Below are 26,800 nucleotides of genomic sequence, written 5' to 3' on the forward strand. Positions count from 1 at the left end.
TGTCCTTGGGTGCCGCCCCGGCGCCCTCTGTTCGGGTGGGTGCCCCCGGCGCCCTCAGCCGCCGTCGCGGGGGCGCAGTCCGCCGAGCAGCAGCTCCAGATACCGGCGGATCTGCCCACCACCGGAATCGGCGGCCTCGGACGCGGTGGCCACCGCGTGAGCGAGCCGCAGCACCTCGATGGGCTCGACGTCGGAGCGCAGCGTGCCCTCGTCCTGCGCGGCCCGCACCAGCCGGTCGGCGGCTACCCGGAGACGGTCACCGCAGGCGGGCCCGTCGTCGGTGACGGCCGACCCCAGCAGCGCCTTCAGCCCACACACCCGAAGGGCCCCGGCACCCAGCTCCCCGAGCCACGCGACCAGCGCCTCGCCGGGCGCCAGCCGCGCGGCAAGCACATCGGCACGCGCGGCGATGGCCTCGATCCGGTCGAGGTAGGCGGCCTCCAACAGGTCCCGCCGACTGGGGAAATGCCGGTACAGCGTCCCGGTCCCGACCCCGGCCCGCTTGGCGATGTCGTCCAGCGAAGCGCGCTCCCCGTGCTCGGAGAAGGCCTCCACCGCGGCCTTCAGCAGCCGCTCGTAATTGCGCCGGGCATCGGCACGCACGGACCCGGCCTCAGCCGTCAGTCACGAGCGGCGTGCGACACGAACCGCGCCCAGGCGTCGGCCCCGAGGGCGAGCTGAGCACCGTCCTTGTCCTTGGAGTCACGGACGTGCACGAGCTCGGTACAGGCGGCGACCTCGACACAGTCGTCGCCCTCCGAGCCGCTGTAGCTGCTCTTGAACCAGGCGAGTTCGGTGGTGGGGCTCATAGTGCTCCTCGCATCCGCTCCAGCAGACTCCGGGAATCACCGGGGGTAAGAGCCTGCGGACGCAGTTTCGCATACCGCTGCTGAAGGACACTGATCTCTTGGACCGAGGACCGAGTCAGCCGGACAGCCGGACTGCCGGGCAGCCCGGACCACTCGACTCGGCTGCCGTGTCAGTGCGCTGACGTATCCTTCCCGTCACCGCACACCGACCGGGGGGACCCAGAGAATTGACCGGCCTGCCCACTTTCCCGCTGCCCTTTCAGGCCTCTCGTTCCATATCGTTCGCGACACCCAGAACGCTGCGTGAACTTCAGATGATGCAGTGCAGCGCCCACATTCGGGCGAAGCCGGGGTGGTTCGACAAGATGAACGATGCCGAAATCGTCGCCAGGTGGACGCGGGAAGCGGTCGCCCAGGGCCTCACCGAGGCGCAGGTGCGTTACGTGCTTGCCGAACTCGCGCATTACGCCGCGCTGCGGGACGAACGAACCGGCGTCGAGGTGTCCGCCGTCGACGGCGTGTGGCAGTCGGACACGCTGGTCGACGACAAGCTCAGAACCCGACTGCGCGAGGCGGTCCGGGTCCTGGAAGAGGTCCCCGAAGCAGAACGGGACTGGCACCCCGGATCCGACGGCCAGGTACTCGACTTGGTGCACCCCTCACTCTTCTGCCTGGTGAGAGGGGTGAGCAACGCGCCCGAGCGGGCCTGGCAGAACCCGACGGACCGCTACTCCACATACGAGTTCTCGGAGAAGTTCCAGTGGCTGCCCACGGATGTCGACGTCAGTGACGACGGCGACGTCACGTTCCTCTCGTACGTCAACAACGTCCACCCCGAGGACCATCGCGAACTGGCCTCCGTTCTGCCGGACTTGTTCGCGCGCATGCGCCCGCTCCTGGAGAACGTGCTCACCGATCTGCGCCATCCGCGACCCCTGCGGATCGAGGCGGACCCTTACGGTTGGTACGACTCGGAGCCGGAGCGCCCTGACAGATCCGCCTACAGCGATGAGGCGGCCTACCAAGAAGCCGTCCGCGCATGGGGCCAGGCCCAGGACGACTGGTGGGAGAACCGCCTCCCGGTCGTCCCGGACGCCCCGGCCTTCGCCCCGCCCGAGGTGCCCGACGCCTCCGCCCGGGTCGACCTGCGGGGCCGCCGTCTCCAGGTCATCACCAAGCTCGCCACCATCCATCTCACGCCGGACAAGCCCGAATACCCGGGCGGTTCCTGGCATGTCGAGGGAATGCTGAACGAGCGGATCGTCTCGACCGGCATCTACTACTGGGACAGCGACAACATCACCGAAAGCCGGCTGGGTTTCCGGGCCGCGCTCGACGACCCGTACTACGAACAGAACGACGACAACGGCCTGCGTGAGGTCTACGGCCTGGAGGACGAAGACCCGCTGAACCAGACACTCGGCTCGGCATCGACGCCGGCGGGCCGCTGCCTGGCGTTCCCGAACATCCTGCAACACCGCGTCGGTTCATTCCGCCTCACGGACCCCACCCGCCCGGGACATCGCAAAATCCTCGCGTTCTTCCTGGTCGACCCGTCGGAAAAGATCGTCTCGACCTCCGACGTGCCACCGCAACAGCCCTGGTCCGAGACCTCGACGATGACGCTCGAACAGGCCAAGGACTACCGCGAACAACTCATGTACGAACGCAAGTTCTTCGTCGACGAACACAACGAGCAGCTCTACGAGCGAGAGTTCTCTCTCTGCGAGCACTGACCCGACCGAACGCCGGCGCCGATTCGGCGGGTGGAGCACCTGCCCGCCGGACCGGCCGTGTGCGAACGGTGGCGCCGGGAGCAGTTGCCACGGCGACCCGACGGCCGCCGTGGGAGGGCACGATGTCAGAACAACGCGCTGTACGCGTTCAGCGCGGGCTGGCCGCCGAGGTGGGCGTAGAGGACCGTCGCGTCGCGCGGGATCTCGCCCCGGGAGACCAGGTCGATCATCCCGGCCATCGACTTGCCCTCGTACACCGGGTCCGTGACCATCCCCTCCGTGCGGGCCGCGAGGCGCATCGCGTCCAGGGTGGTCTCGTCGGGGATGCCGTAGACACCCGCGTGGTAGCGCTCGTCGAGTTCGATGTCCGCCTCCGTCAGTTCCGCGCGGACCCCGATGAGCCCGCCGGTGCGGTGGGCGATCCGGGCGATCTGCTCGCGGGTGCGGGCCGGTTCGGCCGAGGCGTCGATGCCGAGCACCCGCCTGGGCCGGCCGCCCGCCTCCTCCAGCGCGCGGAACCCGGCGACCATCCCGGCCTGCGTCGAGCCGGTCACCGAGCACACCACGACGGTGTCGAAGAAGACGCCCAACTGCCGCTCCTGCTCGGCGACCTCGTAGGCCCAGCCCGCGAAGCCGAGGCCGCCCAGCGGATGGTCGGAGGCGCCGGCCGGGATGGCGTACGGTCTGCCGCCCGAATCCTCGACCTCGCGCAGCGCCTGTTCCCAGCTCTCCTTGACGCCGATCCCGAACCCGGCCCGCACCAGCCGCACCTCGGCCCCGGCTAGCCGGCTCACCAGGATGTTGCCGACCTTGTCGTACACGGAGTCGGGCCACTCCACCCAGCTCTCCTGCACGAGCACGCACTTCAGGCCTGCGCGCGCGGCGACGGCGGCGACCTGCCGGGTGTGGTTGGACTGCACGCCGCCGATCGAGACCAGCGTGTCGCAGCCCTGCGCGAGGGCGTCGGCGACGAGGTACTCCAGCTTGCGGGTCTTGTTGCCGCCGTAGGCGATCCCGGAGTTGCAGTCCTCCCGCTTGGCCCACAGCGCGGCGCCGCCGAGGTGCTCGGTCAGCCGCTCCAGCGGGTGCACGGGCGACGGCCCGAACAGCAGGGGGTAACGCTCGTACGAGGAAAGGGACATGCGGGTCCTCCGGGTTTCGTCACGGGGCGTCGGCCGGCCCTTCCAGGCCCCGCCAGATGTCCGCGGTGGCCCGTACCGCGCCGTCCGTGTCACCGGCGGCGCAGGCCTCGATGAGCTGCTCGTGCAGCCCTGCCGAACGACAGGCACCGCCCTCGCCGAAGCGGCGTCGCTCCAGCCGGCGGATGAGCGGGGTGTAGCGGGTGATCGTCGCGGCGGCGGCACGGTTGGCGCTCACCCGGACGAGGACGTCGTGGAGTTCGTCGTCGGCGCGCAGGGCGCCGTCCACGTCGCCCGCTCGCACGGCGGCGGCGAACCGTTCGTTGGCCGCGCGCATCGCGTCGACGTCCGCCGGGCGCAACCGGGGCACGGCGACCCGCGTGACCAGTTCGTGCATGGCTCCGACCACGGCGGCCGCGTCCCGCACGTCGGCGGCGACGACCGGGGTGACCCGCGTGTAGCTCTGCGGCTTGCTCTCCAGCAGCCCTTCGTCCACGAGCCGCGCGAACGCCTCACGCACCGGCGCCCGGGACAGTCCGAGCCGCTCGGCGAGGTCGGCGTCGCGGACCACCGCGCCAGGTTCGATCTCCCCGGCGACGATGGCGTCGCGGATCACCTCGTAGGCGCGGTCCCTGAGCAGGGTGCGGCGCACGGGTCTGATGGCCTCCACGACTGAAATGTTAGATGTCAATCCGTGGGCGGACAAGGGTGCGGCCCGCACCCCCCGGCAGGGGATGCGGGCCGTGCCGCCCGGCTCAGGCCGCCCAGGGCCAGTCGGCGTCCCGGGCCGCCTCCAGCAGCGGCACCATCCGGAACGCCGCGTCCGAGAGGCCGCCGAAGGTGTGCCGGTTGGCCTTCCCGGACGGTCCGTGGCCCGCGCGATACCCGGCCAGGTTCCACGTGTAGACCGGCACCTGGGCGGGGACCTGCTCGGTCGGGTCGCCGTGCCGGTGGTACGTGTACTGCTCGTCGGTGACGATCAGCACCCGGTCGTGCTTCCTGTAGTGCCGGCGCACCGCCTCGGTCGTGTCGGTGCCGCCCAGGTCGCCGAAGCGCCCGAGGATCTTCAGCACCGACTCGCCCCGGCGGAACCGCACCTCCTTGCTCGTAGTGCCGAACTCCACGAGGTCCGCGTCCGCCGCCCGCAGCGCGAGCGCCGTGCCGAAGATCGCCGCCGCGTCGGCCCGGTTGAGCTCCGAGCGGTCCGACAGCCGCGAGCAGAACATCGAGCCCGAGCGGTCGACCAGCACCAGCGTCCGGCCGGGCAGCGCGGGCACGTTGGCCAGCGAGTGCCCGAGCGCCCGCTCCAGCGCGTACGACCAGCGCAGCGACGGCGCGTGCTGGTACGCGGCGAGGTACCGGAACGGGAACTGCCGCGAGCGCGCGACCTCCGCCGGGTCGGCGATCCGGGCCGCGACCCGCTCGGCGACTTCGTCCGAGACGCCGGCCTCGTCGAAGTTCCGCAGGTTGCGGACCAGTGCCATGGTGCCCATGGACGGGATGACGGCCTCCCAGGCCGCCCTGTCCATCGGACCCTGGAGCCAGCCGGCCAGCGCCTCCCACGTCATCCCGGCCGCCGCCAGCCGCTCGGCACCGCCGGGCGAGGTGACGACCGCGCGCCGCTCCTCGACCGGCAGCGCCATCAGCTCGCGGTGCGCGGTCAGGACCCGGTCGGCCGCGGGCGGCTCGGCGGTCTCCGGGTGGTGCCGGCGGTCCAGCGCGTACCGGAACAGCTCGCCCTGCCACGGCTTGTCCGGGTCGGGCGCCGCGTGCACCAGGTTGAGGATGTCGCCGAAGCGGTAGCCCTTGGAGGCGGTGTCGTACTTCAGCAGCGACTTGCCGTTGTAGAGCCGGCGTACGGCGTCGGCGATGCCGCGCTTGACGGGCTTGGGGACGGCACGGCCGTGCACCGACGTCCAGTAGGCGAGCAGTTCGCCCGGCTCGTCGGGCCGGCGCAGCACGCAGTCCACGACCCGCCGGTTCGAGGGGCCGTCGGTCACGCCCGCGTCGAGGCGCGCCTTCACGTACTCGGCGGCGCCCACGACCGACGCGGTGCGCAGGTTGCCCTCGCCGCGCAGCCAGCCGAGCAGGCCGGCGGTCCAGGCGGGGTCGGTGACGGCGAGCTCGCGCACCAGCTTCGTGAAGCGCTCGTCGCGGGCGGCGCCGGTCTCGTAGAAGGTCTGCTGGGAGACGAAGTGGGAGACGGCGAGCAGAAAGAGCTCGGAGCGGGCGTCGCGCTCCTGGCCCCGGCCGCCCTCGAAGGTGCGGAGCAGGCGGCCGGTCGACGTCACCCGCGAGGCGGGCTGCGCCTTCACGCCCCGTATGTTGAATCGCGCCATGCTGAATTCCCCCGAATTCACAGTGTTTTCGGAGGGAGGCACAGCAAAAGGAGGATGTCCGAGATCGAAGTCGGCGACGGGCTTTTAGTCGGATGCTCTACCCATTTGAGCTACACCGACCCGAGGTCGGTGACGGGACTTGAACCCGCAACCCTCTGATCCAATGAAGTATCCGCTGCTGCGCACCGGACACCCACCTTGAGCTGCGCCTCCCGAGATCAGGTCGGCGGCGGCATCGGATTCTGTGAAAGAGAAGTAGCCGCCGCCGTCGCACCGGGAGGTGCGTGACGTTCTGATCTCACTGTAGGAGGCGCGGCTCGCGGGGTGCGAGTGAATTACCGGGCGAGCACCGGGGATTAGCGGCGCTGCCGCTTCCAGGGCCCTGTGATGGCGAGCAGGATGCCCGGGTCCTGGATGTTGGCGAACAGGGTGCGGCCGTCGGGCGAGAAGGTGACGCCGGCGAATTCGCTGTACTCCGGCTCCTGTTCGGTGCCCACGTTCAGTTCGTTGCGGGCGATGGGGTAGGTGCGGCCGCTGTCGGTCGCTCCGAAGAGGTGCGAGACGCCCTCCCCGTCCTCGGCGAGGATCAGACCGCCGTACGGGGAGACGGTGATGTTGTCCGGGCCGTCGAAGGCGCCGTCGCTCGACGGGTCGGGGTTCACGCCGAGCAGCACCTTCAGGGTGAGCGTGCGGCGCCTGGGGTCGTAGAACCACACCTGGCCGTCGTGCGCCGCGCCGGGGCTCTCCTCGCGGGCGAAGGAGGACACGAGGTAGGCGCCGCCGTCGCCCCACCACATGCCCTCCAGCTTGCGGGCGCGGGTGATCTCACCGGCGGCGAACTGCTTGCGGACGGGGACGGTGCGGGCGTCGCGGTCGGGGACGTCCACCCAGTCGACGCCGTACACGGTGCCGGTCCTCGTGGCGCGGGACAGGTCGTCGACGAACCTGCCGCCGGAGTCGTAGCACCTGGGGGCCTGGAGGCGGCCCGCGTCGTCGGCCAGGGCACGGAACCTGCCGGGGCCGTAGGCGAAGTCCTCCGGCGGGGTCCAGCGGAAGAAGAGGCCGTTGGGGCCCGAGGCGTCCTCGGTGAGGTAGGCGTGGCCGCGCCTGGGGTCGATGACGACGGCCTCGTGGTCGTAACGGCCGAAGAACTTCAGCGGCTTGGGGTCGCGGTTGGCGCGCCGGTCGGCGGGGTCGACCTCGAAGACGTAGCCGTGGTCCTTGGTCATGCCGTTGACGCCGGCCCGGTCGGAGTTCTCCTCGCAGGTCAGCCAGGTGCCCCACGGGGTGCTGCCGCCCGCGCAGTTGGTGGAGGTGCCGGCGATGCCGACCCACTCGGCGACGCGTCCGTCGGGGCGCACCTCGACGACGGTGCAGCCGCCGGACGCGGCCGGGTCGTAGACGAGGCCCTCGGTGAGCGGCACGGGGTGGTCCCAGTTGGCGCGCGGGCCCTTCAGTTCGTGGTTGTTGACGAGGAGCGTGGTGCCGCGCGGTCCGGCGAAGGCGGCGGTGCCGTCGTGGTTGGAGGGGGTGTACTCCCCGGACTCCAGCCTGGTGCGGCCGCTGTGCGTGAGGACGCGGTAGGTGAACCCGGCGGGCAGCGCGAGGATGCCGTCCGGGTCGGGGATCAGCGGTCCGTAGCCCACCCCGCCGTGCGCGTCCCGCGACGTGTCGCCGACGCTCTCGGTGTCCGTGGTGGCGAGGGCGCCCGGGGCGGAGGCGAGGGCGGCGACGCTGCCCGCCAGTGCGACACCGGCCCCGGTGAACGCGGAGGTTCTGGCGAAGTCCCTGCGGGTGAGCGGCATGGCGTCTCCTGTGACGGTGGGTGCGGCGGCGGACCTCGTTCCGCGCCACGTTCCCGCCCGTGCCTGAACACCGTCTGAACGCCGGTCGACGCCACCGTTCCCTGTTCGGTGAACCAACCGGCGCCGATGCGGGGCACCGGCGCCGTCGCCCACCCGTCGGGGTTTGTCGTTCAGCCTCCGTGCTGCGACCGTGCCTTGAAGGCCGCCTTGCGGGCCTCCTTCGCGATGCGCTTGTCGGGGTGGAGCCGGCCCATGGCCTCCAGGACGTCCGCCGTCGCCGGGTGGTCCACCCGCCAGGCCGCCTCGAAGAAGCCGCCGTGCTGCTGGGCCAGTCCCTGGACGAGGGCCCGCAGTTCCTCGGAGTTGCCCTCGGCGGCGAGCTGTGCGGCGACGGTGTCGACGGTCAGCCAGAAGACCATCGCCTCGGAGGGCGGGGGGACGTCCGCCGCGCCGTGCTCGGTCAGCCACACCCGGGCCAGCCCGCCGAGCTCGGCGTCGTCGAGGACCTCCCGCAGCGCCGGTTCGGCCGTCCCGCCCACCAGCGACAGCGCCTGCTGGCAGCGCAGCCGGCGCAGCGGTGCCCCGGCGTCCGACCCGCGCGCCGCCGCGAGCAGTTCCCGCGCGGCGACGAGCGGTTCGCGGCGGGCCAGCCACTGCTCCGTCTCGGCCTGGGCCGCCGCCGGCCCGAACGCCGACGTCCCGTCGAGGAGCGCGTCGGCGCCCTTGTCCGCGAGGTCGCCGACGGCCGGTGCCTCGAACCCGGCCTCCACGAGGCGCGCCCGCAGCCCGTACCGCCCCAGCGGCGTCAGCCGGACCATGCCGTAGCGGGTGACGTCGGTGTCGTCGACGGGCGCGGCCGGTTCCTCGTCGGCGTCGGCCATCAGCGCCTCGTCCACCGGCCGGTACCGGACGAGCCCGACGGGCTCCAGCATCCGGAACTGGTCGTCGAGCCGCATCATCGCGTCGGACACCTGCTCCAGCACGTCGTTGGAGGGCTCCGTCATGTCGCCGGGCACGATCACCGAGGCGGCCAGTGCGGGCAGCGGCACCGCGGCGTCGCCGGGGCCGTCCTCGCTGACGCTCATCAGGTACAGGTTGCCGAGCACCCCGTCGAGGAACTCCGCCTCGCCCTCCGGGTCCCAGCCGAGGGCCGACAGGTCGATGTCGCCGCCCCGGTCGACCGCCTCGACCAGCCCGTCGAGGTCGGGCACGCTCGCGTCGGCCAGCACCGTCTCCAGCGCGCCGAGCCACACCGCGAGCACGTCGTGCGGGGAGCCGCCGGTGAGCAGCGCCAGGTCCGCGCCGGGGGCGACGGTGCCCTCCTCCTCGTCGACGATCTCCACGAGTCCGGTGTCCAGGGCGATCCGCCACGCCTCGGCGGCGTCGGCCGCCGCGTCGTCCCCCGTGAGCTCGAGCGCCTCGGCCGCCGCAGGCAGCTGCTCGTCCACGAGGCTGCCCCCGGCGTCGACCCTGGTGTCCGGCCCGGCCCAGCGGGCGATCCGTGCCGCCCGCGACAGAAGGGGCGTGGACAGCGCGTCGCGCGCCAGCTCCGCTTCGGGGTGCAGCCGCACCGGCGGGAGGGGGGAGCTGTCTGACATCGGCGGATTCTCCTAGGACGCCTCGAAGGCCGTACGACCCGTGCGGGTGCCGTACGACTGCCCGGGGGTGTCGTACGACTCGGCCGCTCAGCCTAGACGGATTTCGCCCCATGCCGCCCGGTTCATCTCTTCGTCGGCCGTCGTACATGGCCGAAACCTTGACAAGTGGTGTGAGCAGGCTGGAGATTGACGCGCGTAGAAGTCGGGGGACAGCTGTTCACCGACCGCTACGCGCGTCGCACCGCCCCATCCGGTCGCGCTCCCCGCGTTTTCATCCGCCCTCGTTTCCGGCGCATCGTCACGTCCCCGGAGGGATCCCGTTGCCGAGCCAGTCGTCCGCGCGCCTCGCCGCGCTCACCGTCGCCGCCGTGTGTTCCGCGGCGTCCACCGTCGTCCTCGTCTCCCCCGCGCACGCCGACACCGTGCGCGTGCACGACATTCAGGGCACCACCCGGATATCCCCGTACGCCGGCAAGCAGGTCACGGGCGTGACCGGGATCGTCACCGGGGTGCGCGCCTACGGCTCCCGGGGCTTTTGGATGCAGGACCCGAACCCGGACGCCGACCCGGCCACCAGTGAGGGCGTCTTCGTCTTCACGAGTTCCACCCCGAAGGTGGCCGTCGGCGACGCGGTCACCGTCTCCGGCACCGTCACGGAGTACGTCGCGGGCGGCACCTCGTCCGGCGACCAGTCGCTGACGGAGATCACCCGGCCCACCGTCACCGTCGTGTCCCGCGGCAACGAGGTCCCGGCCCCGGCGGTCGTCGACGCGGGCTCGGTGCCGGACGCGTACGCCCCGCGGCCGAACGGCTCGATCAACGCGCTGCCGCTGGAGCCCGGCACCTACGCCCTGGACTTCTACGAGTCCGTGGAGGGCATGAACATCCAGGTCGCCGACACCCGCGTGGTGGGCGCCACCGACCCGTACACCGAGCTGTGGGTCACGGTGAAGCCGGACGAGAACGACAACCGTCGCGGCGGCACCGTGTACGGCTCGTACGACTCGCAGAACACCGGCCGCCTCCAGATCCAGTCCCTCGGCCGCGCCGCCGACTTCCCGGACGCGAACGTGGGCGACACCCTCGCCGGCACCACGACGGGCCCGCTGGACTACAGCCAGTACGGCGGCTACACGCTGGTCGCCCGCGAGCTCGGCACCCTGCGGAGCGGGGGCACCGAGCGCGAGACGACCCGTGCGCAGCGCCGCGGCGAGCTGGCCGTGGCGACGTACAACGTGGAGAACCTGGACCCGTCCGACGGCACCTTCGACGCGCACGCCGCCGCGATCGTGAACAACCTGCAGTCGCCCGACATCGTGTCCCTGGAGGAGATCCAGGACAACAGCGGCGCCACGAACGACGGCACGGTCGCCGCCGACGGGACGGTGACGAAGCTGATCGACGCGGTCGTCGCGGCGGGCGGCCCGCGCTACGACTGGCGCGGCATCGACCCGGCCGACGGCACGGACGGCGGCCAGCCGGGCGGCAACATCCGCCAGGTGTTCCTGTTCAACCCGGACCGCGTGTCCTTCACGGACCGCGCGGGCGGCGACGCCACGACGGCCGTCGGCGTGACCGAGCGGCGCGGCAAGGCGGCCCTGACGGTCTCCCCGGGCCGCGTCGACCCGGCGAACGAGGCCTGGGAGGACAGCCGCAAGCCGCTGGCGGGCGAGTTCGTCTTCCGGGGCCGCACGGTCTTCGTGATCGCCAACCACTTCAGCTCCAAGGGCGGCGACCAGGGTCTGACCTCGCAGTACCAGCCGCCGAGGCGCAGCTCCGAGACGCAGCGCCACCTCCAGGCGGCCGCCGTGAACGCGTTCGCGAAGGAGGTCCTCGACGTCCAGAAGAACGCGGCCGTGATCGCGCTCGGCGACATCAACGACTTCGAGTTCTCCGAGACGACGAAGATCCTCGAAGGGGACGGCGCGCTGTGGTCGGCGATCAAGTCGCTGCCCGCGAGCGAGCGGTACAGCTACACGTACCAGGGCAACAGCCAGACGCTCGACCAGATCCTGGTCAGCCCGGCGATCCGGCGCGGCGGCGACTTCGAGTACGACAGCGTGCACATCAACGCCGAGTTCCACGACCAGATCAGCGACCACGACCCGCAGGTGCTGCGCTTCCACCCCTGATCCCCACCGGTGACGCGAGGTGCCCCGGGGCCGGACGGCCCCGGGGCACTTCCGTGTGCGCGGCGGTGATCAGTCGGGTACGAGCCCGGCCGCGTGGTCGTACCGCGTGACCGTGCTGCTCTTGAGCCCCGGCCAGTTCCGCACCCGCCGCCACTGCTCGGTCGGGCCGCCGATGCCGTCCCCCGGGGCGGCCAGCGCGTCGATGTGGGCCCGGGCGCTCTCCCACTCGGCGTAGTTGAGGACACGGGTGCCGTCCGTGCTGAGGTGGAAGTGGGCGGCGATGCCCCCGGGGTGCTGGCGGGGATCGCTGTCCAGGGCCTCAAGGACGGCGTCGACCCAGGCGCGCTGCCGCTCGGGGTCCGGCCCCTCGAACTCCACGTCGACGATCACCACGCAGCCGGGCACGCGTCCGCCCCAGTCCGGGGCACCGGCGCTGCGGTAGTGCCGGAAGCGGCCGAGCCGCAGTCGCTCGATGCCGGGCACGGCGGTGTCGATCTCGTCGTTGCGTTCCTGCCGGTGGGTCTTCACGAAGGCCTCGTACGCCTGCTCGCTGCGCCACTGCGAGTAGTGCATCAGCGTGGAGCCGTCGTGGCCGGTGTAGAGGTGGTAGCCGAGCAGGTCGGCGGCGGGCCAGGGCCGGCGTTCCCAGGTGGCGGCCACCGCCTCGACGGCCTGGTGCTGCCGCTCGGGTGTGCCGAGGCGCCAGGTGCTGAAGAAGGGGGCGCCGATCCGGGGGTCGGCGAGGTCGGGATGCGTGTCGGTACGGCGAGTCATGTCCGACACGTTGGTCCCTCAAGTGAGGTTGAGGTCAAGCCGTACGGGCTGCGGGCGGCGCCTCGCGCACGAGCGGCCCCCGGTCGAGTGGCCTCGACCGGGGGTCGCCGTATCTCTCCGGGCCCGCACGGACGGCCCTGACAGGTCCTGCCCCACAGCTGTCGGCTCATCAGCCGTGACTCCACCGCTGATGGCTCAGCAACTGGTGGCTCAACAGCTGGTGGCTCAGCAGTGCTCGTTCCGGCGGCGCAGCAGGAAGGCCGCCACGATCACCGCGCCGACCACCGCCCCGGCCATCAGCATCGTCCGGGAATTGTGCCGCCCGACGTCGATGACGTCGCGGACCGGGCCGGGCTTGTGCTCGGCCGCGTACGTGGTCTCCGCGACCCCGTCCTGCACGGCATGACCCGCCTTGGCGGCCTTGCCCTGGACGGCGTGCCCGGCCTTGGCGGCCCTGCCCTGCACCGCGTGTCCCGCATGCGCGGCGGAGCTGCGCAGTTGCACGGTCATCGCGCCGGCCTTGTCCCGCAGGTCGGCCGCCCGCGCCCGGGCGCGACCCTTCACGTCCGCTTTGCCCGCCAACTCCTCGACGGTGTTGCCGAGTTGGGCGCGGGTGCGTTCGATCTGCTGCCTCAGCTCGTCTGGCCCCTTGGCCCCGGCAGGCGTCATCGGTGTGCCCTTTCCCTGATCTCCTCGACGTCCGCCCTGACGCTGCCGAGGGTCGCCTCGGGCGTGGGCGGTGTGGCGCGGCGCAACTGGGCCCGGCCCAGCACGGCCAGTACGCCGGCGATCACGAACAGCACCGCCGTCACGATGAGCGCCGCGGCCCAGACCGGCAGCACCAGTGAGAGCGCGGCGATGCCCGTGGCGGACAGGGCGAGCAGCCCGGCGTAGGCGAACGCCCCCGCGCCGCCGAGCATGCCGCCGCCCATGCCGGCGCGCTTGCCCTTCTCGGTCAGCTCCATCTTGGCGAGGGCCATTTCCTGCCGTATGAGCTGGGAGAGCTGTTCGGTGGCCTGGCCGACGAGTTCGCCCACGGAGTGCTGCTCGTCGCGCGCGAAGTGCCGCTCGTCGCGCACGGGGCGTCCGGTGTCCATGGTCCCGGTCACGTTCCGCCTCCTCTCGGTTCCGGAGGCCCCGGGTACCCCGCCCGTTCCCCGCTACCCCTGCCGCTCTCCGTCGCTCGCGCCGCGCCCCGGCCGAGGCCGGCCGACCGCGCCTCGAACGCGTCGGGCCCGGTTCGTACCGCAGAGCACAGCTCTAAGACAATCTAATCAATACCATGAAGAAGAATTAAGTAGAGCTTCACTGTCGGCGTGCCGAGACTACTCCCATGACGACGACCTCACCCTCCCCCGCCCCGCCCTTCGGCCGCCTCCTGTGCGCCATGATCACGCCCTTCACCGAGTCGGGGGCGCTCGATCTCGACGGCGCCGGGCTGCTCGCCGAGCGGCTGGTGGCCGAGGGCTGCGACGGGCTCGTGCTGTCCGGCACGACGGGCGAGTCGCCGACCACGACGGACGCCGAGAAGGCGGAGCTCATCAGGGCCGTCCGCGACGCGGTGGGCGACCGCGCGCACATCGTCGCGGGCGTGGGCACCTCCGACACCCGCCACACCGTCGAGCTGGCCCGGGACGCCGAGAAGGCGGGCGCGGACGGCGTGCTGGTGGTCACCCCGTACTACAGCCGCCCGCCGCAGGACGCCGTCGAGGCGCACTTCCGGGACGTCGCGGACGCGTCCGGGCTGCCGCTGATGCTGTACGACATCCCCGGCCGCACCGGCACCCGCATCGAGCCGGAGACGATGCTCCGGCTCGCGGACCATCCGCGGATCGTGGCGGTCAAGGACTGCGCGTACGACCTGCTGGGCACGCAAAAGGTGCTGGCGGGCACGGAGTTGGCGTACTACACGGGCTGCGACGAGTACACGCTCGCCCTGTACGCGAACGGCGGCGCGGGCTGCGTCAGCACCGTGTCGAACGTGGCGCCGCGGCACTTCCGGGCGATCCTCGACGCCTTCGACGCGGGGCGCACGGCCGAGGCGGCCCGGCTCCAGCGGCAGGTGTGCGAACTGGTGGAGTCGATGATGGCCGCGGGCCTGCCCGGCACGGTCACCGCGAAGGCCCTGCTCGGCACGCTCGGCCTGCCGTCGGGCCCGCCCCGCCCGCCGCTCAGGCCCGCCGACCGGGAGGCGACCGACGGGCTGCGGGCGGCGTACGAACGGCTGGTGACGGCCTCTCCCTGACGACGACCGGGGCGGGCGGCGGGCGGCGGGCGGCGGTTGGCTGTTTCCGGCAGGCGATGGATCACCGTTCGGCGAAGACGGGCTCCCACCCGTGCCGGCTCATGTCCGTGTCCTGCTCGCGGACCCCGCTCAGCGGCACGACCTTGTCGCTGCCGATCGTGACGAGCACGAGCCGGGGCCGGTACGGCTCCTCCAGACCCGTGACCCGCTCCCAGGCGATCAGCCGCTTGTCGTCGACCCAGGCGAGCAGTCGGCCCCCGCGCACCTTGGCGATCTCCTTGCCGGTGCGGGGATCGCGGATCGAGGAGTACGACTTGCCGGGCGCGACCTCCTTCGTCAGCCCCCAGGCGGCGAGGGTGCCGTCCGGGGACAGCCGGGCGCCGACGTCGGACCGCAGGTGCCGCTCGTTCGCCGGGGCGGCGATCTCGTTGCCCGCGAGGTCGTAGAACCGCGAGAGCCCGTCGCGCTCGCCGACCACCTGGCAGTACACCGTCCGTCCGCCGTGTCCGAAGGCGAAGTCCTGGCCGTTGTACGTGTGGCGGTCACGCGGGACGGCGACCCAGGTGCCCGTGCCGGACGCCACGTCGAGGACGGTGAAACCGGTGCGGGTCGAACCGCCGAACAGCGGACCCCAGTCGGACCCTTGGTCGCCGTCCAGCCGCCGAAGCTCGTCGGGGTGCCCGTCGTACGTCGTCGCGACGAGCTTCGTCCCGTCGGCCGAGAAGGCGAGCCCGCCGACGGCGTGGTCGACCGGGACCCACCGCTCGACCTGGCCACTGGCCAGGTCGAGCAGCCCGATCCGCCGGACGGGCAGGTCCCTCTCCAGCACGGCGGCGGTGCGCAGGCCGGGGGCCACGGCGACGCGGGACCAGCGGGAGTCCTTCTCGTACGTGCCGGTCCTCGGGTCGAGGAGCCGGTAGGTCCGCTCGAAGACCGCCGTGTCGGCGTCCCCGGCCCGTGGCACGGTCCGGGCCGTCCAGTACGCGGCGAGCGCCACGCGCCCGGCGGCGATCATGTCGCGCGGCGGCGACTGGTCGGGGTGGGCGCCGATGCCGTCCGGTTCCACGACGCCGGCGGGGCGCACGTCGTCCTTGCCGGAGTCCAGCAGCGGCACCGCCACGGCGACGGCGACCACCGCGGCCGTGGCGGCGGCGACGGACGCGAGGCGCCGGCCACGGCGGCGACGGCGGGCGGCCAGCACCCGGTCGGCGAACCCGGGCCCGGCCGGCACCTGCTCGCCGGCCTGCTCGCGCAGCGTGTCACGCAGAAGTTCCTCGACGTTCACGGCCGCACCTCCACGGGCGAGTGGTCACGGGACGAGGGCCGGGCGGAAGCGTCCGGTCCGAGGGCGGCCAGTTCGGGCGCGAGGGCGCGCAGCCGGGCCAGGGAACGGTGGGTGGTGGACCGTACGGTGCCGACCGAGCAGCCGAGGACGCGGGCCACGTCGGCCTCGGGCAGGTCCTCGAAGTAGCGCAGCACGAGTACGGTGCGCTGCCGGGCGGTGAGCCGGGCCAGCGCGCCGCGCAGCACCAGGCGCAGTTCGGCGGCGGCGGTGCCGTCCGGTCCGGCGCCGGCCTCGGGCGGCTCGGCGACGCTCAGTTCACGCCGGGGCCATTTGAGCCGCCAGCGGCTGACCTGCTGCCGGTAGAGGATCTGCCGTACGTACGCCTCGGGTTCGTCGATGCGGTTCCAGCGTCCGGCCGCCTTGATCAGGGCGTTCTGCAGCAGATCCTCACCGGCGTGCCGGTCGCCGCCGGTCAGGAGGACGGCCGTCCTCAGCAACGCGGACGACCGGTTCGCCACGAACTGGCGGAAACTCTCCTGTGCCTCGGCATCCATCGTCACCTTCTCTTCTCCGGGCGGACCTGATGCCCGCCCCCTGCGCCCTCTTGAGACGCGCGCGGGGAGGCGTGGCTATGCCACATCCGGAAAGAAAGGTGCCACGGGGGATGTCGCGCGCATGGTCCGGGGCCCGCACGTCCACGCCGGTGCGTCTCCCTGCGCGGTACGTACGAACCCGGGCCCCGTGACGCGGAGCGGGCGGAACATGCGGAGGGCGTGGCGCCACGTGAGGGCGGGGCGCGGGGATCAGCCCCAGCTGTGCCGGCCGCCCACCAGCAGCACATGCTCCAGCACGTCCTCCATCGGATCGTCGACCTGCCCCATGTTGACCAGCCCGAACCGGTGCCCGTTGTGCGACCCCCTGTTGCTCTCGTCGGCGTGCGCGGCCCCGGCCGGCACCCAGCACACCGCCACGGCAACCGCCAACACCCCGGTCACCCGCCACCACGCGCCCCGCATCCGCTCGTTCGCCATCGTTCGACCCCTCGTTCCTGTCGGTGTCCTGCGGTCCGACCGGATTCGGCTTTTGATCGGACCTGTGTGACTGGTTCATCAGCGGGAGGTGGGGGGAGGTCACGGGGGGTGACCCGAATGTGATCTTGAGATATTCGTCGGCGGGGAGTGGAGCACGTTACGGACGGTTGGGCTGCGGCCGCGAGACGCCCGCATGCCGCAGGGAGCCGCGAACTCTCCGGCAAGCCATGAGCCCATGGCAGGATGCCCCCGTCGACCGGAACCTTCGGAACGCCTTGACGCCCGTGAGCAAGGAGAGCTGAACATGGCAGAGGCGCCAGTGCCGTTGACCGAGGAGGAGATCGAGTCGGCCCTGCGCGACGCGCCCGGCTGGCGCCGCGTGGGTGACGAGATCACGCGCACGTTCGGCATCCGCTACCACGGCGGCGTCGCGATGATCGTGCACGTCGCGGACATCGAACGCCTCGTCGGCCACCACGCCGACATCGACCTGCGCTGGGACCGAGTCCGCTTCGCCATCACCACCCACGACGCCGGCCACAAACTGACGGCTGCCGACTTCGACTTGGCCCAACGCATCGACGCCGTGGCTCAGGCACACGGGGCGGAACCGCTCGCCGGCTGAACTGGACTGCGGCCCGCCGGCCACTGGTGGTCGCGGTTCCTTGCCGCAGGATGAGTGACAACCGTCCCACCGATCTCAAGGTGGCCCGCACCTCTCACCGCGCGCGGTCCGGCACCCGGTCGGCTTCCGTTCCCTCCACACACGAGCGCCCTCCCCGGCCACCCGGGCCATGGAAGGGCGCTCGACAAAAACCACCGCCGACAGCCACCGACACCTCAGTGGTACGTCAGGACGCGACCGGGGCGGCGACCCCAAGTCACCGCCCCCGCCGATCAGTTGTGGCTGTGCAGCACCTCGTTCAGCCCGCCCCACACCGCGTTGTTCGGCCGGGCCTCCACCGCGCCCGTGACCGAGTTGCGGCGGAAGAGGATGTTGGAGGCGCCGGAGAGTTCGCGGGCCTTGACGATCTGGCCGTCGGGCATCGTGACGCGGGTGCCCGCGGTGACGTACAGGCCGGCCTCGACCACGCACTCGTCGCCCAGCGCGATGCCCACGCCCGCCTCGGCGCCGATCAGGCAGCGCTCGCCGATGGAGATGATGACGTTGCCGCCGCCGGACAGCGTGCCCATGGTGGACGCGCCGCCGCCGATGTCGGAGCCGTCGCCGATGACGACGCCCGCCGAGATGCGGCCCTCGACCATCGACGTGCCGAGCGTGCCGGCGTTGAAGTTCACGAAGCCCTCGTGCATGACCGTGGTGCCCTCGGCGAGGTGCGCGCCCAGGCGGACCCGGTCGGCGTCGGCGATGCGGACGCCCTTCGGGGCCACGTAGTCGGTCATGCGCGGGAACTTGTCGACCGACGTCACCTGCAGGTGCAGGCCCTCGGCGCGCGCGTTCAGGCGGACCCGCTCGACGTCGTCCACGGCGACCGGGCCGAGGGAGGTCCAGGCGACGTTGGCGAGGTGGCCGAAGATGCCGTCCAGGCTCAGGCCGTGCGGCTTGACCAGGCGGTGCGACAGCAGGTGCAGGCGCAGGTAGACGTCGTGGGCGTCGACCGGCTTCTCGGCGATCGAGGAGATGACCGTGCGGACCGCGACCACCTCGACGCCGCGGCGGGCGTCCGGGCCGATCGCCTTGGCGGCGCCTTCGCCGAGCAGTTCCACGGCACGCTCGGCCGACAGCCGCTCGGTGCCTGCGGGACCGGCCTCCGCGACCAGCTCGGGCGCGGGGAACCAGGTGTCGAGAACGGTGCCGTCGGCGGCGATGGTGGCAAGGCCGGCGGCAACGGCGCCGGTGGTGCGAGGTGCAGTCGTGTCGGTCATAGGGGAAACCTAACGTGACGGGCTTCGGAGGTGCGAACCGGTGCCCCTCCCCGTCTCACGCTCCGGTCCCGTCCGGGCCGTCACGCGCGTGTCAGCCCGGCTGCCGACACACCACCTCGGCGCTCGACGCCCAGGCCTTCAACGCCTGCGCCACCTCGCCACCGGCGCCCCGCGGCCCCTCCACTCACCGCCCACACAGCGCACCCCAGCCCCACGCCACACCTGGACGTCCCCAACCACTCCCTCCTCACCCCTCCCCCAACACCCGCCCCAGCACCTCCCGTGCGTACCCCTCGTCGTACGGCACGCCCGTCAGCAGCACCTGGAGGCAGATGCCGTCCAGGACGGCGACGAGGGCGCGGGCCGTGACCGGGTCGGTGCGGCGGGCCAGCAGCGCGGCGAGGTCGCGGGACCACTCGGCGGCGACCGGGCGCAGGGCGGGGCGGCGCAGGGCCGCGAGGTAGAGCTCGTACTCCAGCTCGACGCCGGTGCGGTCGCCGGCCAGCCACTCGCCCATCAGGCCTGCCAGTTCGGCGGCCAGGTCGGTGCCCGGGTCGGTGAGGCCGCCGCGGGAGGCGATCACCTTGGCGAAGCCCTCGTTGGCCTGCCGCAGCGCGGCGACCATCAGTTCGTCGAGGGTCGCGAAGTGGTACGTGGTCGAGCCCAGCGGGACGTCCGCCTCGGCGGCGACCGAGCGGTGGCTCAGCCCGGCGAGGCCCTTGTCTCCCACGACCTGGATCGCCGCGTCGATGATCCTCTGACGCCGCTCGGGGTCGTGGCGCCGGGGCCTCAGTGCGCGCCTCCCATGTTCAGCACCACGACGCCGACGATGATCAGGGCCGTGCCGGCCGCCTTGGCGGCGGTCATGCCCTCCCCGAGGAACACGATGCCGATCGTGGCGATCGCCGCCGTGCCCACGCCGGACCAGATCGCGTAGGCCGTGCCGACGGAGACGGTCTTCAGCGTCTGGGCGAGCAGCGCGAAGGAGACGAGGTACCCGATCGCGGTCAGCAGCGACGGCCACAGCCTGCTGAAGCCGTCGCTGTACTTCATCGCGGTCGTGGCGCCGACCTCGGCGGCGATGGCCCCGGCGAGCAGCAGGTATCCCATGTGGACGAGCGTACACATGGTGTGTACGGGCGTACATATACGTCGGCCCGGCGCAGCGCGAAGGCCCCGGTCGGAGAACCGGGGCCTTCGCGCTCAGCGCGCGTACGCGCCGCCTGCGGACTGGCTCAGACGTTGAAGCCCAGCGCCCGCAGCTGCTCGCGGCCGTCGTCCGTGATCTTGTCCGGGCCCCACGGCGGCATCCAGACCCAGTTGATCCGCAGCTCGTTGACGAGGCCGTCCGTGGCGGACTTGGCCTGGTCCTCGATCACGTCCGTCAGCGGACAGGCCGCCGACGTCAGGGTCATGTCGAGCGTCGCGATGTTCGCGTCGTCGATGTGGATGCCGTAGATCAGACCGAGGTTGACGACGTCGATGCCCAGCTCGGGGTCGACCACGTCGTACAGCGCCTCCCGGACCTCTTCCTCCGTGGCCGGCTTCATCCCAACGGTCTCGCTCATGCCGTTTTCCTTTCGGCGTCGGCTCCGCCCAGCACCTGGGCCGTCGCGTCCTTCCACGCCATCCAGCTCAGGAGGGCGCACTTCACCCGCGCCGGGTACTTGGAGACCCCGGCGAACGCGACCGCGTCCTCCAGGACCTCCTCCATCGCGTCGTCGGGCTCGATCCGGCCCTTGGACTGCATCAGCTCCAGGAAGGTCTCCTGGATCTTCTGCGCCTCGGCCAGTTCCTTGCCGACGAGGAGGTCGTTCAGCACGGAGGCGGAGGCCTGGCTGATGGAGCAGCCCTGTCCCTCGTACGAGACGTCCTTGATGGTCGTGCCGTCGTACTTCACGCGCAGCGTGATCTCGTCACCGCACGTCGGGTTGACGTGATGCACCTCGGCGTCGCCATCCCGCAAGCCCCGCCCGTGCGGGTTCTTGTAGTGGTCCAGGATGACTTCCTGGTACATCGAATCCAGCTTCACACCAATCAACCTCGCGTCTCTGCCAAGCGTCCCGCCACCTGCTTCAGCCGGCCCTTCAGCCGAAGAAGTTCCGTACGTGCTCCAGGCCGTCGACGAGCGCGTCGATCTCCGCCGGCGTGGAGTACAGATAGAACGACGCTCGCGTGGTCGCAGGAATTCCGTACCGGAGGCAGACCGGCCGGGCGCAGTGGTGGCCGACCCGGACCGCGATGCCCTGCTCGTCGAGGACCTGGCCCACGTCGTGCGGGTGGATGTCCCCGAGCGTGAAGGAGATCGCGGCGCCCCGGTCCTCGGCCGTGGTGGGGCCGATGATGCGCAGGTCCGGGACCTCCAGGAGCCGCTTGACCGCGTACTCGGTGAGGGCCTGCTCGTGGGCGAGGATCTTGTCCATGCCGATCGAGTCGAGGTAGTCGATCGCCGCGCCCAGACCGACCGCCTGCGCGATCGGCGGCGTACCCGCCTCGAACTTGTGCGGAGCCGGGGCGTACGTCGACGAGTGCATCGACACGGTCTCGATCATCTCGCCGCCGCCGAGGAACGGAGGCAGGTCCTCCAGCAGCTCCTGGCGGCCCCACAGGACGCCGATGCCGGTCGGGCCGCACATCTTGTGGCCGGTGAAGGCCACGAAGTCGGCCTGGAGGGCCTGCACGTCCAGCGGCATGTGCGGCGCGGCCTGGGAGGCGTCGACGCAGACCAGCGCGCCGACCTCCTGCGCCCGGCGCACGATGGCCTCGACGGGGTTGTGCGTGCCGAGGATGTTCGACACCAGCACGAAGGAGACGATCTTCGTCTTCTCCGTGATGACCTCGTCGATGTTGGACAGGTCCAGACGGCCGTCGTCCGTGAGGCCGAACCAGCGGAGCTTCGCGCCCGTGCGCTGCGCGAGCAGCTGCCACGGCACGATGTTGGAGTGGTGCTCCATCTCCGTGATGACGATCTCGGTGTCCGAGTCCACGCGGTAGGGCTCGTCGGCCCAGCCCAGCATGTTCGCCACGAGGTTGAGCGACTCGGAGGCGTTCTTGGTGAAGATCACCTCGTCGCGGCTGGGCGCGTTGATGAACTCGGCGACCTTGTCGCGCGCGCCCTCGTACAGCGCCGTGGCCTCCTCGGCGAGCACATGCACACCGCGGTGGACGTTGGCGTTGTAGCGCTCGTAGTACTCGCTCAGGGCGTCCAGCACCTGGCGCGGCTTCTGGCTGGTCGCCGCGTTGTCCAGGTACACGAGCTTCTTGCCGTCGTGGACCTGGCGGTCCAGGATCGGGAAGTCCTTGCGGATCGCCTCGGTGTCGAGGAGGCCCGGCAGCTGTGTCACGCCCCGCCCCTTTCGTTCGCCACTCCGCCCGCGAGGCGCGCCTGCGGGTCGCAGGGCATCCGCGGGCCGGTGGCCTCGCGTGCGTCGCTCACTGGGATGCGCCACCCTTCGTGGTGTAGGCCTCGTAGCCCTCTTCCTCCAGCTTGTCGGCGAGCTCGGCGCCGCCGGACTCGACGATGCGGCCGGCCGAGAAGACGTGCACGTGGTCGGGCTTGATGTAGCGCAGGATGCGCGTGTAGTGCGTGATCAGCAGGGTGCCGACCTCGCCGGTCTCGCGGACGCGGTTGACGCCCTCGGAGACGACGCGCAGGGCGTCGACGTCCAGGCCGGAGTCGGTCTCGTCGAGGACCGCGATCTTCGGCTTGAGCAGCTCCAGCTGGAGGATCTCGTGGCGCTTCTTCTCACCGCCGGAGAAGCCCTCGTTGACGTTGCGCTCGGCGAAGGCCGGGTCCATGTTGAGGCGCTCCATGGCCTCCTTGACCTCCTTCACCCAGGTGCGCAGCTTGGGGGCCTCGCCGCGGATGGCGGTGGCGGAGGTGCGCAGGAAGTTGGAGACCGAGACGCCGGGGACCTCGACCGGGTACTGCATCGCGAGGAACAGGCCGGCGCGGGCGCGCTCGTCGACGGACATCTCCAGGACGTCCTCGCCGTCGAGGGTGACGGTGCCGCCGGTGATCGTGTACTTGGGGTGACCCGCGAGGGAGTAGGCGAGGGTCGACTTGCCGGAGCCGTTGGGGCCCATGATGGCGTGCGTCTCGCCCTGCTTCACGGTGAGGTCGACACCCTTGAGGATTTCCTTCGTGCCGTTCTCGACCTCGACGGTGACGTGCAGGTCTCGGATTTCAAGCGTTGCCATGGGTGCCTCAGGACTCCTGGGTGACGGAGGCGCGTACGTCAACGAGGACGCTGCCCCCTTCGATCTTTACGGGGTATACGGGAACGGGGCGCGTCGCCGGAAGACTGTCGGGCTTGCCGGAACGGAGGTCGAAGCGCGAGCCGTGCAGCCAGCACTCGATGTGGCAGTCGTCGACCTCGCCCTCGGAGAGCGACACGTTCGCGTGCGAGCAGATGTCGTGGATCGCGAACACCTCGCCCTCGGTCTGCACGATGGACACGGGCGTGCCGTCGAGTTCCACCCGCTTCGGGGTGTCCTCCTGAAGCTCGCCGAGTCCGCAGGCGCGTACGAAGGTCATGCGACCGACGCCTCCAGCTCCTCCTCGATCTTGCCGAGCAGGCGCTCCTCGATGTCCGGGACACCGATCTGCTGGACCAGCTCGGCGAAGAAGCCGCGGACCACCAGACGGCGGGCGTCGTGCTCCTTGATACCGCGGGCCATCAGGTAGAACAGCTGCTCGTCGTCGAAGCGGCCGGTCGCCGAGGCGTGGCCGGCGCCGACGATCTCGCCGGTCTCGATCTCGAGGTTGGGCACGGAGTCGACGCGGGCGCCGTCGGTCAGCACGAGGTTGCGGTTCATCTCGTACGTGTCGGTGCCCTCGGCGGCGGCCTCGATGAGGACGTCGCCGACCCACACGGCGTGGGCGTTTTCGCCCTGGAGGGCGCCCTTGTACACGACGTTGGACTTGCAGTGCGGGACGTTGTGGTCGACCAGGAGGCGGTGCTCCTGGTGCTGGCCCCGGTCGGTGAAGTACAGGCCGAACAGCTCGGCCTCGCCGCCGGGACCGGCGTACGACACGCGCGGGTGCAGCCGGACCACGTCACCGCCGAAGGTCACGACGACCGACTTGAAGGAGGCGTCGCGGCCGATCAGGGTGTTGTGCTGGCCCACGTGCACGGCCTTGTCGTCCCAGTCCTGGACGCAGACGACGGTCAGCTTGGCGCCGTCGCCGAGGACGTAGTCGACGTTGGCGGCGAGCACGGCGTCACCGGTGTGGTCGATGACGACCACGGCCTCGGCGAACGCGCCCAGCTCGACGACCTGGTGGCCGTAGGCGACGCCGCCCTCGCCGTGCACCGCGATGCGGATCGGCTCGGTGAGGACGGTCTCCTTCGGCACGGTCACGACCGAGGCCTTCTCGAAGGCGGAGTACGCCTGGGCGGCGACGCGGTCCACGGGGGTGCCCGCCCTGCCGAGCCGCGCGTCGTCGCGGCCGACGGTCTCGACGGTGACGCCCTCGGGGGCCTGGATGTCGACCTTCACGCCGGTGCCGGTGGCGACGGCGGTGCCGTCGTGCAGGCCGCGCAGCCGCTCCAGCGGGGTGAACCGCCACTCCTCCTCGCGGCCGTGCGGGACCGGGAAGTCCGTCACGTCGAAGGACGGGGGCGCGCTCATGCGCGTGGCGACGGTCGACTCGGCGGCCACCGCGACCGAGCCGGCGGTGGTGGATCCCACCGGGAGATTCTGAGCCTCAGCCATGGCTGTCGTAGTGCTCGCTTTCCGTTGCGTAAGTGGCTTGCTGGGCGGCGCCGGCGATCAGCCGACCGCGCCTTCCATCTGCAGCTCGATCAGCCGGTTGAGCTCCAGGGCGTACTCCATGGGCAGCTCCTTGGCGATCGGCTCGACGAAGCCGCGCACGATCATCGCCATCGCCTCGAACTCGCTGAGGCCGCGGCTCATCAGGTAGAAGAGCTGGTCCTCGGAGACCTTGGAGACGGTGGCCTCGTGGCCCATGGACACGTCGTCCTCGCGGACGTCCACGTACGGGTACGTGTCGGAGCGGGAGATGGTGTCCACCAGCAGCGCGTCGCACAGCACGTTCGACTTGGAGCCGTGGGCGCCCTCGCCGATCTCCACCAGACCGCGGTAGGAGGTACGGCCGCCCCCGCGCGCCACGGACTTCGACACGATGTTGGACGACGTGTTCGGCGCCATGTGGACCATCTTGGAGCCGGCGTCCTGGTGCTGGCCCTCGCCGGCGAAGGCGATGGAGAGGGTCTCGCCCTTGGCGTGCTCGCCCATCAGGTAGACGGCCGGGTACTTCATCGTCACCTTGGAGCCGATGTTGCCGTCGATCCACTCCATGGTCGCGCCCTCGTACGCCACTGCGCGCTTGGTGACCAGGTTGTAGACGTTGTTCGACCAGTTCTGGATGGTCGTGTAGCGGCAGCGGGCGTTCTTCTTGACGATGATCTCGACCACGGCGCTGTGCAGCGAGTCCGACTTGTAGATCGGGGCCGTGCAGCCCTCGACGTAGTGCACGTAGGCGCCCTCGTCGACGATGATCAGGGTCCGCTCGAACTGGCCCATGTTCTCCGTGTTGATGCGGAAGTAGGCCTGGAGCGGGATCTCCACGTGGACGCCCGGCGGCACGTAGATGAAGGAGCCGCCGGACCACACGGCGGTGTTCAGCGACGCGAACTTGTTGTCACCGACCGGGATGACCGTGCCGAAGTACTCCTTGAAGAGCTCGGGGTGCTCCCTCAGCGCGGTGTCGGTGTCGAGGAAGATGACGCCCTGCTCCTCCAGGTCCTCGCGGATCTGGTGGTAGACGACCTCGGACTCGTACTGGGCGGCGACACCGGCGACGAGGCGCTGCTTCTCCGCCTCCGGGATGCCGAGCTTGTCGTACGTGTTCTTGATGTCCTCGGGCAGTTCCTCCCAGGAAGCGGCCTGCTTCTCGGTGGAGCGCACGAAGTACTTGATGTTGTCGAAGTCGATGCCCGACAGGTCGGAACCCCAGTTCGGCATGGGCTTCTTCTCGAAGAGCCGCAGGCCCTTGAGACGGAGCTTCGTCATCCACTCCGGCTCGGACTTCTTGTCGGAGATGTCACGGACGACGTCGTCGTTCAGGCCGCGACGCGCCGACGCACCGGCCTCGTCCCGGTCGGCCCAGCCGTATTCGTACTTGCCCAGGCCCTCGAGCTCAGGGTGGGCAGTCTCCGTGGGGAGAGTCATGCGGGGTTCCTCCCGGCCGTGCTTGCAGATGCGTTACGTGTGGCGTTGGAAATCTTGGGGGGCGCCGGTTTCTTCGACGCCGCGGGGATGAACGTCGTGCAGACGCCGTCGCCGTGCGCGATGGTCGCCAGCCGCTGCACATGCGTACCGAGCAGCTCGGCGAAAAATTCCGTCTCGGCCTCGCACAGTTGCGGAAACTGCTCGGCGACGTGGGCGACCGGGCAGTGGTGCTGGCAGAGCTGTTCGCCCTGCTGCGGGAGGGGGGCGCTGCGTGCGGTAGCAGCGTACCCGTCCGCGCTGAGGGCCTTGGCGAGGGCTTCGGTGCGCTCGTCCGGCGCGGCGGCCTCGACGGCCTTGCGGTACGCCTTCGCCTGGTCGGCGATGCGCGCGCGGGCGAAGGCGGCGACCGCCTGCTCCCCGCCCTCCTGCCGGGCGATCCAGCGCAGGGCGTCCGCGGCGAGCTTGTCGTACGACTGGTCGAAGGCGTCGCGCCCGCAGTCGGTGAGCGCGAAGACCTTGGCGGGGCGCCCGCGCGTGCGCGCACCGTAGATCCGCTGCTCACGGGCTTCGATCACGTCGTCGGCGACCAGCGCGTCGAGGTGGCGGCGGACGGCGGCCTGGGTGAGGCCGAGGCGCCCGGCGAGTTCGGCGACGGTGGACGGGCCGTGGTCCAGGATGGACCGCGCGACTCGGTTGCGCGTCGAACGCTCCCCGGTCGCCAGCTCCTCCTGAGGGGTCCCCGTGGGGGTCGCCCGAGCCTCACCGACGTTTTTCACAACGCCATTGTTGCGTAATTCCTCAGAGCCTGACAAGCCGCGTCCGG

At 71.2% G+C, this 26,800-nt stretch carries 28 protein-coding genes and 1 pseudogene; 4 read left to right on the top strand and 25 right to left on the bottom strand.

The features are described from left to right. Positions 1–54 precede the first annotated feature (54 nt). The 3 genes and pseudogenes from QC282_RS00625 to QC282_RS00635 form a co-directional block, all read right to left on the bottom strand. Positions 55–603, bottom strand: coding sequence for a helix-turn-helix domain containing protein (locus tag QC282_RS00625; protein WP_279547126.1), 549 nt, complete (start codon positions 601–603; stop codon positions 55–57). A gap of 17 nt (positions 604–620) precedes the next feature. After that, positions 621–809 carry a DUF397 domain-containing protein gene (locus QC282_RS00630; RefSeq protein WP_279547127.1) on the bottom strand — a complete coding sequence of 63 codons (189 nt, stop codon included), beginning with the start codon at positions 807–809 and terminating at the stop codon, positions 621–623. After that, a pseudogene (locus QC282_RS00635) lies at positions 806–910 on the bottom strand (transcriptional regulator); the annotation flags it as partial. The pseudogene QC282_RS00635 and the gene QC282_RS00630, both read right to left, overlap by 4 nt. A gap of 126 nt (positions 911–1,036) precedes the next feature. Between QC282_RS00635 and QC282_RS00640 the strand changes: the two are divergent. Next, positions 1,037–2,545 carry a DUF4246 domain-containing protein gene (locus QC282_RS00640; RefSeq protein WP_279547128.1) on the top strand — a complete coding sequence of 503 codons (1,509 nt, stop codon included), beginning with the start codon at positions 1,037–1,039 and terminating at the stop codon, positions 2,543–2,545. Positions 2,546–2,670: 125 nt separating this feature from the next. Here QC282_RS00640 and QC282_RS00645 read toward each other — a convergent pair whose 3' ends face one another. From QC282_RS00645 to QC282_RS00665, 5 genes are all read right to left on the bottom strand, one after another. Further along, positions 2,671–3,687 (bottom strand): 1-aminocyclopropane-1-carboxylate deaminase, encoded by a 1,017-nt coding sequence (locus tag QC282_RS00645; RefSeq protein ID WP_279547129.1) that lies wholly within the window; start codon positions 3,685–3,687, stop codon positions 2,671–2,673. Between the two features lie 19 nt (positions 3,688–3,706). Continuing rightward, complete coding sequence (locus tag QC282_RS00650; RefSeq protein ID WP_279547130.1) at positions 3,707–4,354, bottom strand: GntR family transcriptional regulator; 648 nt, start codon at positions 4,352–4,354, stop codon at positions 3,707–3,709. A gap of 85 nt (positions 4,355–4,439) precedes the next feature. Then, a complete protein-coding gene (locus QC282_RS00655; RefSeq protein WP_279547131.1) occupies positions 4,440–6,023 on the bottom strand; it encodes a TROVE domain-containing protein in 1,584 nt (527 codons plus the stop codon). A 356-nt stretch (positions 6,024–6,379) separates the two neighbouring features. Continuing rightward, positions 6,380–7,828 carry an alkaline phosphatase PhoX gene (locus QC282_RS00660; RefSeq protein WP_279547132.1) on the bottom strand — a complete coding sequence of 483 codons (1,449 nt, stop codon included), beginning with the start codon at positions 7,826–7,828 and terminating at the stop codon, positions 6,380–6,382. 170 nt (positions 7,829–7,998) lie between these two features. Next, entirely contained in the window at positions 7,999–9,426 is a 1,428-nt protein-coding gene (locus QC282_RS00665) for a hypothetical protein (protein ID WP_279547133.1), read from the bottom strand. A gap of 320 nt (positions 9,427–9,746) precedes the next feature. Between QC282_RS00665 and QC282_RS00670 the strand changes: the two genes are divergently transcribed. Further along, positions 9,747–11,558 (top strand): endonuclease/exonuclease/phosphatase family protein, encoded by a 1,812-nt coding sequence (locus QC282_RS00670; RefSeq protein ID WP_279547134.1) that lies wholly within the window; start codon positions 9,747–9,749, stop codon positions 11,556–11,558. Between the two features lie 69 nt (positions 11,559–11,627). Here QC282_RS00670 and QC282_RS00675 read toward each other — a convergent pair whose 3' ends face one another. The 3 genes from QC282_RS00675 to QC282_RS00685 all read right to left on the bottom strand — a co-directional run bounded on the left by QC282_RS00675 (position 11,628) and on the right by QC282_RS00685 (position 13,441). Further along, positions 11,628–12,332: an antibiotic biosynthesis monooxygenase gene (locus QC282_RS00675; RefSeq protein WP_279547135.1), complete on the bottom strand. Its 705-nt coding sequence runs from the start codon at positions 12,330–12,332 to the stop codon at positions 11,628–11,630. Positions 12,333–12,557: 225 nt separating this feature from the next. Further along, complete coding sequence (locus QC282_RS00680; RefSeq protein ID WP_279547136.1) at positions 12,558–13,001, bottom strand: DUF3618 domain-containing protein; 444 nt, start codon at positions 12,999–13,001, stop codon at positions 12,558–12,560. Next, complete coding sequence (locus QC282_RS00685; RefSeq protein WP_279547137.1) at positions 12,998–13,441, bottom strand: phage holin family protein; 444 nt, start codon at positions 13,439–13,441, stop codon at positions 12,998–13,000. Before QC282_RS00685 ends, QC282_RS00680 begins: the two co-directional genes overlap by 4 nt. A gap of 224 nt (positions 13,442–13,665) precedes the next feature. Between QC282_RS00685 and dapA the strand changes: the two genes are divergently transcribed. Next, complete coding sequence (dapA, locus tag QC282_RS00690) at positions 13,666–14,577, top strand: 4-hydroxy-tetrahydrodipicolinate synthase (RefSeq protein WP_279547138.1); 912 nt, start codon at positions 13,666–13,668, stop codon at positions 14,575–14,577. A gap of 61 nt (positions 14,578–14,638) precedes the next feature. Here the strand turns inward: dapA and QC282_RS00695 are convergent, their stop codons facing one another. The 3 genes from QC282_RS00695 to QC282_RS00705 form a co-directional block, all read right to left on the bottom strand. After that, a complete protein-coding gene (locus tag QC282_RS00695) occupies positions 14,639–15,862 on the bottom strand; it encodes a WD40 repeat domain-containing protein (protein ID WP_279547139.1) in 1,224 nt (407 codons plus the stop codon). Continuing rightward, complete coding sequence (locus QC282_RS00700) at positions 15,859–16,416, bottom strand: SigE family RNA polymerase sigma factor (protein ID WP_279547140.1); 558 nt, start codon at positions 16,414–16,416, stop codon at positions 15,859–15,861. Before QC282_RS00700 ends, QC282_RS00695 begins: the two co-directional genes overlap by 4 nt. A 249-nt stretch (positions 16,417–16,665) precedes the next feature. Beyond that, on the bottom strand, positions 16,666–16,893 hold the full coding sequence (locus QC282_RS00705; protein ID WP_279547141.1) for a hypothetical protein: 228 nt from the start codon (positions 16,891–16,893) through the stop codon (positions 16,666–16,668). Positions 16,894–17,197: 304 nt separating this feature from the next. Between QC282_RS00705 and QC282_RS00710 the strand changes: the two genes are divergently transcribed. Continuing rightward, positions 17,198–17,518 (top strand): 4a-hydroxytetrahydrobiopterin dehydratase, encoded by a 321-nt coding sequence (locus QC282_RS00710; RefSeq protein WP_279547142.1) that lies wholly within the window; start codon positions 17,198–17,200, stop codon positions 17,516–17,518. 272 nt (positions 17,519–17,790) lie between these two features. Here the strand turns inward: QC282_RS00710 and dapD are convergent, their stop codons facing one another. The 11 genes from dapD to QC282_RS00765 form a co-directional block, all read right to left on the bottom strand. Beyond that, complete coding sequence (gene dapD / locus QC282_RS00715; RefSeq protein ID WP_279547143.1) at positions 17,791–18,780, bottom strand: 2,3,4,5-tetrahydropyridine-2,6-dicarboxylate N-succinyltransferase; 990 nt, start codon at positions 18,778–18,780, stop codon at positions 17,791–17,793. Positions 18,781–19,027: 247 nt separating this feature from the next. After that, the gene (locus QC282_RS00720) at positions 19,028–19,573 is read right to left on the bottom strand and encodes a TetR/AcrR family transcriptional regulator (protein WP_279547331.1); all 546 of its coding nucleotides are present in this window, start codon (positions 19,571–19,573) and stop codon (positions 19,028–19,030) included. Beyond that, positions 19,570–19,890 (bottom strand): multidrug efflux SMR transporter, encoded by a 321-nt coding sequence (locus QC282_RS00725; RefSeq protein WP_279547144.1) that lies wholly within the window; start codon positions 19,888–19,890, stop codon positions 19,570–19,572. The genes QC282_RS00720 and QC282_RS00725 overlap by 4 nt, the downstream gene beginning before the upstream one ends. Positions 19,891–20,015: 125 nt before the next feature. Continuing rightward, the gene (locus tag QC282_RS00730) at positions 20,016–20,348 is read right to left on the bottom strand and encodes a metal-sulfur cluster assembly factor (protein ID WP_279547145.1); all 333 of its coding nucleotides are present in this window, start codon (positions 20,346–20,348) and stop codon (positions 20,016–20,018) included. Continuing rightward, positions 20,345–20,812, bottom strand: a complete 468-nt coding sequence (gene sufU, locus QC282_RS00735; RefSeq protein ID WP_279547146.1) for a Fe-S cluster assembly sulfur transfer protein SufU — start codon at positions 20,810–20,812, stop codon at positions 20,345–20,347. The genes QC282_RS00730 and sufU overlap by 4 nt, the downstream gene beginning before the upstream one ends. A 55-nt stretch (positions 20,813–20,867) precedes the next feature. After that, complete coding sequence (locus QC282_RS00740) at positions 20,868–22,124, bottom strand: cysteine desulfurase (RefSeq protein ID WP_279547147.1); 1,257 nt, start codon at positions 22,122–22,124, stop codon at positions 20,868–20,870. An 88-nt stretch (positions 22,125–22,212) separates the two neighbouring features. Continuing rightward, positions 22,213–22,980: a Fe-S cluster assembly ATPase SufC gene (sufC, locus tag QC282_RS00745; RefSeq protein ID WP_279547148.1), complete on the bottom strand. Its 768-nt coding sequence runs from the start codon at positions 22,978–22,980 to the stop codon at positions 22,213–22,215. Between the two features lie 7 nt (positions 22,981–22,987). Further along, on the bottom strand, positions 22,988–23,317 hold the full coding sequence (locus tag QC282_RS00750) for a non-heme iron oxygenase ferredoxin subunit (RefSeq protein ID WP_279547149.1): 330 nt from the start codon (positions 23,315–23,317) through the stop codon (positions 22,988–22,990). Beyond that, positions 23,314–24,498, bottom strand: a complete 1,185-nt coding sequence (gene sufD, locus QC282_RS00755) for a Fe-S cluster assembly protein SufD (RefSeq protein WP_279547150.1) — start codon at positions 24,496–24,498, stop codon at positions 23,314–23,316. Before sufD ends, QC282_RS00750 begins: the two co-directional genes overlap by 4 nt. A 57-nt stretch (positions 24,499–24,555) precedes the next feature. Next, the gene (gene sufB, locus QC282_RS00760; protein WP_279547151.1) at positions 24,556–25,977 is read right to left on the bottom strand and encodes a Fe-S cluster assembly protein SufB; all 1,422 of its coding nucleotides are present in this window, start codon (positions 25,975–25,977) and stop codon (positions 24,556–24,558) included. Further along, positions 25,974–26,753, bottom strand: coding sequence for a transcriptional regulator (locus tag QC282_RS00765; protein ID WP_279547152.1), 780 nt, complete (start codon positions 26,751–26,753; stop codon positions 25,974–25,976). The genes sufB and QC282_RS00765 overlap by 4 nt, the downstream gene beginning before the upstream one ends. Positions 26,754–26,800 lie beyond the last annotated feature (47 nt).

The organism is Streptomyces sp. DH24 (assembly GCF_029813775.1).
Taxonomy (GTDB): Bacteria; Actinomycetota; Actinomycetes; order Streptomycetales; family Streptomycetaceae; genus Streptomyces.